Below are 12,907 nucleotides of genomic sequence, written 5' to 3' on the forward strand. Positions count from 1 at the left end.
CGGCCTCGCCCACGACGCGTTCAACGACGTGTGCACCCCCGGCAACCCCCGCCCCGCCACCGAAGAGGACATCCTCGCCATCTACACCAGCCTCATGTAACCCCGCACCGCCATCCCGAACGGAGCGAACGCGGAGTCGAGGGATCCCTCGACTCCGCGCCACACGCTCCGCTCGGGATGACGGTTATTCGTCATGCTGAGCGGAGCGCAGCGGAGTCGAAGCATCCCAGACAGGCAGATCCCTCGACTCCGCTCGTGATGACGAGAAAGAGTCCCTCGGCATGGCGAGAGAATCCCTCAGGATGAACAGCGGGTGGTCTTCAGGCGCGGCGACGGCGGATGATGAGGACCGCGGCGAGGAGAGTAAAGATGCTCATGGCCGCGAACGGGACGACCACGCCGCTACCGCCCTTGGACAGGAGCTTGGACTGGCCGTCATCACCGGACTGTTCGTCGCCAGACTCTTCGGGCTCAGGCGCAGGATCCGGTTCCGGCTCAGGCGCAGGCTCAGGCGCAGGTTCCGGTTCCGGTTCAGGCTCCGGTTCAGGTGCAGGATCTGGTTCCGGCTCGGGATCCGGATCAGGCTCAGGCTCGGACTCAACCGTGACCGATACCGTACCAAGCATCTCGCTCTCATAGTTCGAGGACTGCGGAGTGAAAGCCCACCACAGCGACACCGGCGAGTTATCTTCCGCGGCTTGCAGAACGTAGGAGGCATCCAGTGGCATCGTGCGTTCGGCGTCCGCATACCAGACCAACGTGCCAGGCACCGCTTCGACGGTGCCATCCGACAGCGTCACGCCCGAAGCTGATTGCGGCACCACAAGGTCGGCGAGCGTAGAGCCTTCCGCCACCGTCTGGTCCGCAATCACATACGAAGCTTTCGCCGATACGATGGAGAACTCGTAGGTCAGGTTGGACGCACCTTGCAAGGTGTAGTTGTCGTTGCCCACGGCGGTCACGGTGGCGGTATGCAATCCAGCGGACGATTGGGCTCCGGAAACCGTCAGAGTGCATTCGTCGCTCTCCACAAGATTCGCCACGGAAGCGACGGGCACCTGCTCGGCTCCGTTGTAGACGAACACCGCATCGGCCCATTCCACAGCAACAGGGCGCGGCTCCACCTTTAACTCGATTTCGACGCTCTTCGCATTAAAGTCATCGCTGGCTTGGGACTGCACGGTCAGAGTCGTGGAGCCAACACCGACGATATGCACTCGACCGCTGCCATCAATGGTGGCCACGTCCTCGTCGGAACTGGAATAGCTGATTGCTCCGGCTCCGCTGGACACGGACGGCGTCAACATGAAGTCCGAGTCACCATACATTGCGGTGAGGTCTCCCTCATCCAGATGGAAGGCGTCATCGCTTTTGGAAACCGTGAGCGTGCCGGGTTCAAACTGCACATCGTAGTTTGAGAGCTCTTTGGGGGCGACGCCGGAAGACCACTGTGGAGTGATTGCATAGCCAACCGCCGTGACAGGCGCTCCCTTTACGTAATCGCAATCGTAACTGAGCGCTTTAAGCAACGCATCGGATAGATTCTCATCTTCGCTGCCGACCCAGCCAGACACCGTAACCGAATACTTGGGTATATCCGCCTGATACGTAACCGCACCATCATTCGCTTTTACGGTCAATTTCTTTGGAGTGATGGCAAAACTCCCGGTTGTCCTTGCAGCGGCCCACTGCACTTTGTCGGTGCTTTCACCGGAGAAGAATGTGCTGGTCGAGACTTCGACCTCATACGAACCCACATCTGACGGCGGCACATCCGTCCATACGTTCTCGTCTGCGCCGGAGCTGTGATACCTCAACGACACCGACATAGCCGGCTCTACGGCAACCACATCATCGGGAGACAGCGGCGAACCGTCATACTCCGCCGAACCGCTCAACTTCAGAAGCGGATCACGACCGACCGCCAACGGATAAGCCTCGCTTAAATTCTCATCATCATTGGCATACAGATGTCCTTCAACGGGCGTCACCCCATACACCAGATTCTTCTCCACAGCATCAGCCGTCTTATCCGCGAAGAAACCGCCTGAAATGGAAACCTGAGTGGGGTCGTCAGACTTCCTGTCTTCACCGTCGCCTATGGCAGCCGCGTCGCCTTGCCCCTCAGCAGCAATCCAGCCACCAGAAATCACAATACCGTTCGTCTTATACGTAAAATCTCCGAAGCCAATACCGGCAGCACGTCTACCACCTGTCGCAGTGACCGTACCACCTGAAATCTCAACGCTAACCGAAACGGCGGTATATGAGCCGCCACCAACACCAGCACCTCGCTCACCGCCCGTCGCACTGATCATGCCACCTGAAATCTCAACACTAACCGAATCGCGACAGCCAAAGCCGCCACCAATACCGGCACCGCCCACGCCGCCCGTCGCAACAACCGTGCCGCCCGAGATCTCCACACTAACCGAACCGCCAGCAAAGAGTCCACCGCCAATGCCAGCACCCGCACCACCGCTCGACGCGATAACCGTACCGCCTGAAATCTCGACACTAACCGAATCTCTACCGTTTTCAGAGTATCCGCTGCCAATGCCGGCACCCTGAAAACCGCCCGTCGCGACGATCGTACCACCCGAAATAGTGATATTGGAACCCGCAGCATAGCGTCCGCCACCAATACCGGCACCGTCCTCGCCGCCCGTTGCGCTGAGGAAACCATCACCGGAAATGAATAACGACTGTGCGTCGTTCTGCAGACCAGCGATAAAAAGTCCGCTTTTAAGGACACTCGATCCTTTGAGTGTAAGCTCCAATGAGCCTGAAGACACCCGCACGGCGGCCGAATTATAGATGATGCTTCGATCGATGACCACGCTGTCAAAGGTCACGTGGGCGGTCTTGCCATCGCCTGCGGACACGACAAGCATGTCCGACTTGGTACCTCGATCGGTTTTCTGAGAATCGCCGTTGGCGTCCGTGTAGTCGATTGTTTCCGTCGCGCTCTCGGACATGCCCACCGTCACGGGCTTCTCCGACAGGATGGTCAGCGTAGTGCCCTCGTACTTGTAGTCGTCATTCTCAACCAGACCACTCCCGTCAGTGGCGGTCAACGTGAATGCACCCCTCGTCACACTCACATCCTGCGCCTGAGCCTGGGCCGGGAACAACCACAGCCCGAACGCCACAGCGAACGAAGCGAGCACCATCGACAACACGAACCACACGTCCTTCGCAGCGGGCTTCCTTAGCTCTCCCAACATCATCACACCTTTGTCTTTCCGTCACGCACAAATGCGCACACCATCATGCGACACAATCCGTCTCCCACGGTAACAACCCCCCCCCCCCCCCCCCCGGCAGGGATATGCGGCGCGTCGAAAGGCACGAAATGCCACGAAGTCAAAAACTCCGGCAAACGGACGATACCCCCTTTTGTATCCTAGATAGGGATTGGAGATCCGAGCTACCGGGTTATGCGATGGTCAGAGGCAGCCGCCGGGGACTTAGGTCGGAATAGCGGAGGGCAGCGGGAGATTAGCAGATTGGCGGGCGACGCGCCTTTGGCGTCATTGGTTGTGAGATCCTTGCGCCTCGGCCTTCGGCCTCCGCTCAGGATGACGGGGAAAAGAGAAACCGAGCCTCCGATTGGGGGGGGCTCGGTTGGGTTCTATGGAGTTACGCTTGGACAGCCCACAGGGCTGTCCAAGGCTCCACCGCCTCCGCGCTGGTTTTGTAATTGCGCTTTGCGCAATTACGCCAGCGCGCCCATTGGATCCCAGGCGGGGAGCATGGTGGCGGGCTCTTCTAGGGCGGCCTGGTATTCGGCCGGAAGCATGGACTTGGGGACGGCCACCTCGTAGACGTATTCGGTGAACCAGTCGTCGCTCATGGTGAAGTAGCCCTTGTCGGCGATCTTCGCGCCCCAGGAGTTCTCCACGCGCCAGCGGCGGGTGGTGGTGCCGTCCTCGTCCACATCCACACCGGCGAAAGCCATCGCGTGGTTCATGGCGGAGTCGGCGAAGCGCACGCGCTGCTCCTTGTCCAGATCGAAGTCCACATCGTAGACCTTGCCATACTCGAACAGGTCGGTGGCCCACGCGCCGTTCTCACGATCCATGAACGGGTGGCAGTCGGCGCCGAACCACACCGGGATGCCCTGTTCCACGAGGATCTTGCGCACGCAATCCTTCATGAACTGGTTGGGCACGTTGAGGTATTCGGTCGCGTCGCCGCCGGCCACGTTGCCCAGATGCTCGATGCCGATCTTCTTGCCCTTGGCGTGCTCGGCGCGCGGATCGTCCACCAGGCACACGTAGTCCTCGAGACCGGCGGAACCCACGTACTTGTTCCAGAACTCGACCGGCGTGATCTCGCCATCGCGGTGGAACTCGCCGTCCTTGTCGGTCCACTCCCAGTCGAAGGAGACCGGCGGCTCGCCCAAGTGGATGGTGAGGATGCGGTGGCCGGCGGCGCGGGCGTCGGCGATCGTCTCGTCGATCGCATTCTGATCGGCATACATGTGGGCCACGGCGGTGTGCAGCAGGCGACGCAGCTGCGTGTTCATATCGCCGGTGTTGATCGAGGAGGCGGTCTCCGGGTAGAGGTCCTTCGGCACGGCGCCGTACTTCTTGTAGATGTTCATGGCCATGGTCCACTGGCCGCCGTCGCCCATCACGTCGGCGAGCAGATGCTGGATCAGGCGGGAGTCGGAGGGCTCGCCGGCGCGCACGAGGGCGGCCACATCCTGCAGGAAGTAGTTGACGCGCTCGAGCTTGTCGTAGTACATCGCGTAATTCTGCGAGAACTCGAACTCCTTGAGGCCCATGTTCTTCTTGGCCACGAAACGGGCCACATTCAGGGAGCTGAACAGCCAGCAACGGCCGGAACGATCCTGATGGGTGGCCTCGCCATTGTCCACCGTGGTCGAGAAGCGGCGCTGCAGCAGGCGGGCGCGGTCATAGTTGCGGGCCACCTTGTCGATGCCGGCGGCGGTGACGGCGTTCATCGCCAGACGGTTCGTGCCGTCGGCCTGGAACTCGTCGCGCAGGACGCCCAGCGCCTCGCCGGTCAGTGGCGTCAATTCGCTCATATCTGCTCCTTTGTTGTTTTCGTGCGCTTGTGGCGCAAACATACGGACGGCATCTGGATGGCTTCATCCAGATGCCGCGCGTTCACCGTTGTGCAAGTCTAGTACACTTCCGCTCACCGGTCGACCGGGCGGAAGCAGACCGACTACTGCTGGGAGGATTCGTTGCCTTCGGATTCACCCTCCGGTACGAAATCCCACTCTTCGGAGTCGCCGGATTCACCGGACTCGCCGCCCGGTTCGCCAGACTCGCTCGATTCACCCGGCTCGCCCGACTCGTCTTCGGTGGATTCGGGAGTCTCATCCACCGCGTTCATCACCGGCAGGTCGGCGGCGGGCGACCCCGCGCCCTCACCTTCACCACCGAACGCGAAGCCGCTGAACGCGTTGGCGAACATGGCGCGCAGTTCGGACACGCGCTGGGTGATGGCGGCCTCACGCTGCTGCAGGTCGGCGATATGGCTGGTCAGCCCGTCCAACTCGCCCTGCGCGGCCTGGCGACGCTCCTCGATCTGCAAGTCGGCGTCCTCACCGGCCTTCTTGACGATGCTCGCGGCCTGCTCATCCGCGGACTGACGGCGCTCAGCCGCATAGGAGTCGGCCTCCTCACGCACGGTTTTGGCCTGCGAAATCAGCTCGTCGGCCTCGCGCTTGGCGGCCTCGCGACGCTCCTCAAGATTCGCCAGCAACTCGTTGACCTTCTGCGTGGCGTCATCCTGCTGGGCGGCGATGTCGGCGCGAATCTGCTCGACCTCGGCGTTCACCTGGCTCATCGTGGACGTGCGGCTCACCTCGGCATCATCGAGGATCTCCTGGGCCTTGGCCTTGGCGGAATCCACGATTTCGGAGGCCTTGCGCTGGGCGTCGGTGGTCATCTTCGCGACCTGCTCGCGCACGTCGGCGAGACGCTTGTTCGCCTCCGCGAGCGCGGCCTCGATCTGATCGTTCGCCTCGCTTTTCAGGTCGGAGATCTCCTGATTGGCGGTTTTGCGCATCTCCGCCACCTGCTGCGTGGCTTCGGCGCGCATATCGGACAGTTCGCGCTCGTGCGAGGCGCGTTCGGAGGCAAGACGCTTGTCATGCTCTTCGCGCAGGTTGTTCAGTTCCAGCTCGATGGTCTGGCGCTGCTCGGTGACGTTCCTATTGGTTTCCGACCGCAGCTGCTCCATCTCCTCACGCACGCTGGAGCTGAGCGTTTCGGCCTCGCTCTGCGCGGAGTCGAGCACGGTCGCGGCTTTGGCGTTCGCGTCCTCGATGATGTGCTGCGCGTCGAGACGGGCGTTGTTGATCAGCGTCTCAGCCTGGGCCTGGGCTGCGGTGCGTGTGGCGGAGGCGTCCTGCTTGGCGCGTTCGAGCAGTTCCGAACTGGTCTGCTCCGCGGACGCGAGCATCTTCTGGGCGTTGGCGCCGAGGGAGGCGAAGGATCCGCTTTGCGACTTGCGGTTCCTCTCCTCCTGCAGCTGCGCCTGCAACTGCAGCATGCGGTCGTCTCCGGCCTTGATCTGCTCGCGCATACGAGCCAACGTCTGCTGGGCCTGCTTGACGGATTCCTGCATCGAAGCAAACGCCTCGTCGACCCTGTCCTTGTCATATCCCCTCAACACGACCGGAAAACGATCCACCATTATTCGTCCTTTCGCACACGCACCCTCGTCTATCGGTGCCACCGCAATGCACTGTAGCGCATGGAAATCAACACACGCCCAATGAGTTGCGAATCCTCACCATGCATGCAAAAGGCATTGTCCCCAAAGGGGTCAGAGGACCGACGCCCTACGCGGCTAGTCGATGAGGATGTCGGACGAGGAGGGTTTGAGGTAGTAGGCGATCGTCTCGCGCACCACATCACGGCAGGCGTCGATCTGGCGTTCCAACGGCAGTCCATGCCGCCCCACGCCGGCCTCTCCGTTTTCGGTGACCAAAGGGAAGCTCACGAAGCCGGAGAGCACATGCTCCTGCGCGCTGGTCCAGTTGAGCAGGTTGTAGAACAGCGAGTTGCATACGAAGGTGCCCGCGTCCGAGCTCAAGGTGGAGGGGATGCCGTCGCGGGTGAAGTCGCGCATGATCGAGCGCAGCGGCAGACGAGTCCAGTACGCGGCCGGACCGTTCGGGTCGATGGGCTCGCGGGTGGGAGTCATGTTGTCGATGTCGGGTTTGGCGGCGTCCATCAGATTGGTGGCGCAGCGCTCGAGCATCACCCCGCGGGCGGCGTGCTTCAGGCCGGTGGCGATGATGATGTCCGCGTGCACGGCCTCGATGGATTCCAACAGCAGGGGCCAGGCGTTGGCGAAACTCACCGGCAGGCTCACCGTGTGGATCGCCACGCTGACGCCACCCAGCGCGTCGATGTCGCCCAGGCCTTGGTCGGCCAGCGCTTTGGGCACCTCATAGGAGGGGTTGACGCGCACGTCGTCGTAGTGGTCGAATCCGCAAATCACGACATTCAGCTGCTTCATAATCCTCCAGTCTAACCGTCGCTCAGGCGGCCGCTCACTGCTGGCCCGTCAGCAGCGCGTCGGCGAGCATCTCGCGCATACGGGCGTGCGCCCGCTCCTTGGAATCGGCGGCCGCGGCCTGTTCGGCGATGCGTTCCGCCGTGGGCATATCGGCCAGAGTGGTGATTTTGAGATTAGTTTCGGCGCCCGCGACGATGGCCACCGGCTCGTCGGGCAGATAGTCGACCACCACGCGCGTGTCGTCGGTGGGATGGAAGTCCGGGTCGGCGGCCGCCAGCTCGTAGGCGCGGCGGATGGTCGCATAGCGGAAGGATTGCGGGGTTTGCGCGCGGAACGTGTGGGGGCGGTCGGGCACGTTGCGCACCACCTTATGCCCGTTATGGTCGGCGGTGAGCAGCACGGTGTCGGTGGAGGGGATGGCCACGGTGGCGGCCGTGAAGCGGTCGAGCGCGTCAATCGAACCGTCGATGGCGGACTGTTCCACGAACGGACGCACCGCGTCGTGGATGAGGATTTTCGCCTCGCCGGGGATGCCGGCCTGTTCCAGCGTGTTCAGGGCGGCGGCGGTGCTGTCCGCGCGTTCTGCGCCGCCGTCGATCACCATACGCACTTTGCCGTAGCCGGAGCGGCCGATCAGCTGCTCCACCGTGGCGCGCACCTGCGGATTGACCACCACGATGATGTCGCTGACCCTGCGGTTGCGGTCGAAGGCCTCGATGCTCCAACAGATGATCGGCTTGCCGCCGACCGACACCAGCTGTTTGGGATTGGCCGGGTCGAAACGCGTGCCGAAGCCTGCCGCCAGCACCACCGCCACCACCGGCACGTTACGAATCTCATCATTCTCGCTCATAGCTACCCACCGTAGGTCGTGGCGCGCGCCGCACGGTCGCCGACGCGCGCATTCTGCACGGAATCGCCGCTCACTCCTGCACGATCAGCGCGAGCATGCGCCCCTCGTGGCGCTTGTTCGCCAACGCGGCGCGGCGGTGCGAGTACCACAGCGGATTCTCCAGCGTGCACATGCTGTGGCGGATCTCCTGCAGCCGGGTGGGCAGATCGCCGCCCTCGCCGTCGCCCTCGCACAATTCGACCAGTTCCGCGTCCTGCGAGAGGTATTGGGTCGCGGCGGCGACGCGCGGGCGCGAGATGATCACGCTGTCGCGCGGCACGCCGGCTTTCTCGAGCTCGGCGAGCGCGGCGGCGTTGATGTCGATACCGGGCTTGCCGAAGCGGCTGAGCGTGAAGGTGCCGGGGAACTGCGCGTCGAATTCGTCGGCCGTCTCATCGCCCACCTCATAGCAGTCGCCGCAGATGGCGGGGCCGAGCGTGGCGACGATGCGGCTCGGGTCGGCACCCTTGGCGCACATCATCTCGACGGTGGCAGCGACGACCCCCTGCTGCAGTCCGCGGCGGCCGCAATGGGCGGCGCCGATCACGCCGGCCACCGGGTCGGCGAGCAGCACGGGCAGGCAGTCGGCGGCGAACACGCCCAAGGCGATGCCGGTGCGGCTGGTCACTTGGGCGTCGGCCTCGATCACCGTGGGATGCAGGTCGGTGCCACGCGTGCCCGAAGCGTCGAAACCAAACGGCGCGTTGTCTGCGAAGGCCTCGTCGATGTCGACCACGCGACCGGAATGCACTTGGCTGACCAGCGAGAGGCGGGAACCCAACGATTCGGCGAGCGCGACGCGGTTGGCGAGCACATGGGCAGGGGAATCCTCGGATTTGCCGCCGAGATTGCAGTTGCCGAACCCGCCCGCGCTCACACCGCCAAGACGGGTGGTGTACACGGCCGTGATGCCGGGCGCGAGGGCGACCGGGATGGTCACGGGGATGGGTTGGCCCTGCTTGTCCACGGGACTGAGGGCAGTGCTGTTGAGAATCGCGTCGTCGTATTTCACCATGGCACCCAGTGTAGTGGGTGCCTTGTGCGGCGGGCGGGCATCCGCGGGGCGGCGCGGCGGAATCACCTATCAGGAGCGGCTGCGCACGCCTCAGGCGGCTTTGAGCGTGGGCTTTTTGGTGCGCGAGCGGATGGCCGCGTTCACCGGCACCTCGTGCGGGCAGGGCAGCGAGAACACGTGGGCCGGATTGTTGACGGCCGGCACGGGATCGCCGTTCTCGTCACGCAGACCGCTTTCGGGCACGGTGTAGACCAGCGGCGGCGCGCCGGGCAGCACGAATTCCACCAGCTGGCCGGGTTCGATTTTGTTGCGGCTCATGATGGTCACGCGCCCGCCTTCGCTCGCGCTCCACGACAGCACTTCGCCGACGACCAGCCATGCGCGGAAATACGCGGAACGGTCGGTGTTCTGGGTGACTTTCTGCTCGGGGTAATAGAAGCCGGTCGAGTAGTCGCGGTGGGCCACCTTGTCCGGTTCTTCGAGCAACCAGTCGGGCAGGTTGACGGGCGGGGAGGGCACGGCCGGAGCATGCTGCCAGCCGTCGGCCTCCGGGGACAAGCCTGCGATCTCACGCGCGTCGGCCGACGCGGCGTTGGCCTTGCGGCGGGTGCTGCGTGCGGCGGAATCAGCAGTGCCGACGGACCCGGCGGAACCAGCGGAATCAACTGCGCCAGCGGAATCAACAGGCCCAGCAGTACCGGCAGAGTCGGCAGAGTCGGCGGAATCGACGGAATCGACGGAACAGGAGCAGGAGCCATCGCCAACACCATCGCCATCGCCATCGCAACGGGCGGCGGCATCGGGCACGCCGGCGAACGCGGCGTCCGCCTGAGCCATAATCCCATCCGGCGAGGCGAGCATCGCGGCGAACCTGCGCTCATCCACGCCCTCGTCGGCCAGCCAGGACGGCATGGGGCGGTCGGGGCGGATCACGCGGTCATGGAAGGGCGTGAGCACGGTGCCATCCGCATCCTCGAACCCCCGCTGGACCATGTACTCGTTGACGGCGGTTTTGTAGGCGTTGGTCATCGCGGCGATGTAATACGCGCTTTTGGAACGGCCCTCGATTTTCAGGCTGGTCGCGCCCGAATCGATAAGCGCGTCGATATGCGCGAGCATGTTCATATCCTGCGAATTGAACAGGTACGCGCCTTCTTCGGTCTGCTCGATCGGATAGTACTTGCCGGGGCGCTTCTCCTCGACGATCGAGTATTTCCAGCGGCAGGGCTGGGCGCATTCGCCGTGGTTGCCGTCGCGGCCGGTCAGATAGTTGGAGAACAGGCAGCGGCCGGAGAAGGCCATGCACATCGCGCCATGCACGAAGCATTCCACATCCATGTCGTCGGGGATGCGCGCGCGGATGTCGCGCACGGCCTGCAGGTCCATCTCGCGGGCGAGCACCACGCGGCGCGCGCCCAGCTCATACAAGGCGTTGGCGGCCTGGTAATTCGTCACGCCGGCCTGTGTGGAGACGTGGAGTTCCAGATTCGGCGCGACCTGACGGGCCATCATCAGCACGCCGATGTCGGAGACGATCAGCGCGTCCACGCCGGTGTCCTTGAGCTGGCCCAGATAGGCGCGCAGGGCCTCGACCTCGTCGTTGCGCGGCAGCACATTGCAGGTCACATACACGCGCGAGCCGCGCTCATGGGCGTAGCGCGCGCCCTCCTCGAAGTCCTCCAAACTCAGGTTCTTCGGGGCGGAACGCATGCCGAAAGCCTTGCCGCCGCAGTAGACGGCGTCCGCACCGTAATCCACCGCGGTTTTCAATCCCCTGAGGTTGCCCGCAGGGGCGAGCACCTCGGGCTTGCGTCGCATATGCATATTGACCATCGAATTCATCACGCCCAACAGTGTATCGGTGGCAGTGGTCCCGCTACTGTAGTGCCTTATGAAGATCGATATCGTGAGCGTGTTCCCCGAATATTTCGAGGTGCTGAACCTGAGCCTGCTGGGTAAGGCGCAAGCCAAAGGACTGGTGGAGGTCACGGCGCACAACCTGCGCGACTGGACCCATGACGTGCATCATTCCGTGGACGACACCCCGGTCGGAGGCGGCGCGGGCATGGTGATGAAGCCCGAGGTGTGGGCCGAATGCCTGGACGAACTGCTGGGGCTCGACCCGCAATCGCAGGGCGAGGCGGTGGTTTCGGCCGATGGGACCAGTCCTGTTGAGCGGACCGATCAGGCTGACCAGACCGAACAGACCGACTTTGAGCAAAACGAGCAAGCCGACGCGAGTCGTCCGGTGCTGATTCTGCCGAATCCCTCCGCTCCCCTGTTCACCCAACGCGACGCGACCGAGCTGAGCCATGCCAAGCATCTGCTGTTCGGCTGCGGGCGCTATGAGGGGTATGACGCGCGTATTCCCGCCTACTATCGCGCGCAGGGCGTGGACGTGCGCGAATATTCGATCGGCGACTACGTGCTCAACGGCGGTGAGGTGGCGGTGTCGGTGATGCTGGAGGCGATCACCCGCCTGCTGCCCGGCTTCATGGGCAATCCGCAGTCCATCGTGACGGAGTCGTACACCGGCGAGGACGCTCTATTGGAGCACCGGCAGTACACCAAGCCGGCGGTGTGGCGCGGTGTGGCGGTTCCTGATGTGCTGCTGTCGGGCGACCATGCCAAAGTCGATCGATTCCGCCGTGACGAGGCGCTGACGCGCACCAACGAAATCCGCCCGGATCTGATCGAGGCGTTGGATTGCTCGGCGTTGAACAAGGCCGATCGCAAAACGTTGATGGCGCTTGGCTGGGAGGTTTCCGGCGAGCATCCGCGTCGCCTGGCGTAGGGTTTTACAACGATTTAGCCATCCGAAGTCCATACCCGGCCAAGAAATGGCGCAATTCCAACAAGACGGATTGAGGCGTGGCTAAATCGTTGTCAGCCCCTCACTCGTCGACCCGCTCGATATAGAACACGGCGGTCTCGCCATAATCACGACGCTCGCTAATCTCCCAGCCTTCGGGTGCCGTAGGTTCCTCGGAGCGGGTGGAGCGTTCAAGCATAATCAGCGCCCCGTCGGCAGCAAAACCATTCGCCGCGAGATCGGTCAACAGCCGGTCGCAGTCCTCGGTGGCGAAGGCGTACGGCGGGTCGATCATAATCACATCAAACGGCGCGGCGGCCGGCACGGCGACGTATTTTTCCGCTTTGGCCTTGACCACTTTGGCAGCCATATCGGATTCCCACGAACGATTGCGCTTTAACTCGCCCAAGGTTTTGGCGATCAGCGCGGCCGCGGGCGCGGCGGCTTCGACGGCCACCAATTCCCGTGCGCCACGACTTAACGCTTCGATGCCCAACGCGCCGGTGCCGGCGAACAGGTCGAGCACGCGGGCGTCGTCGAGCACGCCCCACGCATCAAGGCGGGAGAATATCGCCTCTTTGGTGCGGTCGGTGGTCGGTCTGGTGCCCGGCTTCGGCGTGGCCAGCGCCACGCCCTTGAATCGTCCTGAAATCACGCGCATATCGACCCACTGTAGGCC

9 protein-coding genes are annotated in these 12,907 nt (G+C 63.3%); 1 reads left to right on the forward strand and 8 read right to left on the reverse strand.

Going from position 1 to position 12,907, the window contains the following annotated elements; genetic code table 11:
* Positions 1–320: 320 nt before the first annotated feature.
* The 7 genes from AC1AV0_RS02880 to AC1AV0_RS02910 form a co-directional block, all read right to left on the reverse strand.
* The gene (locus AC1AV0_RS02880; protein ID WP_476570960.1) at positions 321–3,230 is read right to left on the reverse strand and encodes an MBG domain-containing protein; all 2,910 of its coding nucleotides are present in this window, start codon (positions 3,228–3,230) and stop codon (positions 321–323) included.
* Between the two features lie 488 nt (positions 3,231–3,718).
* Positions 3,719–5,056, reverse strand: coding sequence for a C1 family peptidase (locus tag AC1AV0_RS02885; RefSeq protein ID WP_476570961.1), 1,338 nt, complete (start codon positions 5,054–5,056; stop codon positions 3,719–3,721).
* Positions 5,057–5,199: 143 nt separating this feature from the next.
* Complete coding sequence (locus tag AC1AV0_RS02890) at positions 5,200–6,678, reverse strand: cell division protein (protein WP_476570963.1); 1,479 nt, start codon at positions 6,676–6,678, stop codon at positions 5,200–5,202.
* Positions 6,679–6,834: 156 nt separating this feature from the next.
* Entirely contained in the window at positions 6,835–7,509 is a 675-nt protein-coding gene (locus AC1AV0_RS02895) for a pyroglutamyl-peptidase I (protein WP_476570965.1), read from the reverse strand.
* Positions 7,510–7,543: 34 nt separating this feature from the next.
* Positions 7,544–8,362, reverse strand: coding sequence for an IspD/TarI family cytidylyltransferase (locus AC1AV0_RS02900; RefSeq protein ID WP_476570967.1), 819 nt, complete (start codon positions 8,360–8,362; stop codon positions 7,544–7,546).
* A gap of 70 nt (positions 8,363–8,432) precedes the next feature.
* Positions 8,433–9,416 carry a purine nucleoside phosphorylase YfiH/LACC1 family protein gene (locus AC1AV0_RS02905; protein ID WP_476570968.1) on the reverse strand — a complete coding sequence of 328 codons (984 nt, stop codon included), beginning with the start codon at positions 9,414–9,416 and terminating at the stop codon, positions 8,433–8,435.
* Positions 9,417–9,506: 90 nt separating this feature from the next.
* On the reverse strand, positions 9,507–11,258 hold the full coding sequence (locus AC1AV0_RS02910; RefSeq protein WP_476570969.1) for a peptidase U32 family protein: 1,752 nt from the start codon (positions 11,256–11,258) through the stop codon (positions 9,507–9,509).
* Positions 11,259–11,307: 49 nt separating this feature from the next.
* Here AC1AV0_RS02910 and trmD point away from each other — a divergent pair, with 49 nt between their 5' ends.
* Positions 11,308–12,210: a tRNA (guanosine(37)-N1)-methyltransferase TrmD gene (gene trmD, locus AC1AV0_RS02915; protein WP_476570970.1), complete on the forward strand. Its 903-nt coding sequence runs from the start codon at positions 11,308–11,310 to the stop codon at positions 12,208–12,210.
* A 100-nt stretch (positions 12,211–12,310) separates the two neighbouring features.
* Here trmD and rsmD read toward each other — a convergent pair whose 3' ends face one another.
* On the reverse strand, positions 12,311–12,889 hold the full coding sequence (rsmD, locus tag AC1AV0_RS02920) for a 16S rRNA (guanine(966)-N(2))-methyltransferase RsmD (RefSeq protein WP_476570972.1): 579 nt from the start codon (positions 12,887–12,889) through the stop codon (positions 12,311–12,313).
* Positions 12,890–12,907 lie beyond the last annotated feature (18 nt).

Source organism: Bifidobacterium sp. LH_558, assembly GCF_056356295.1.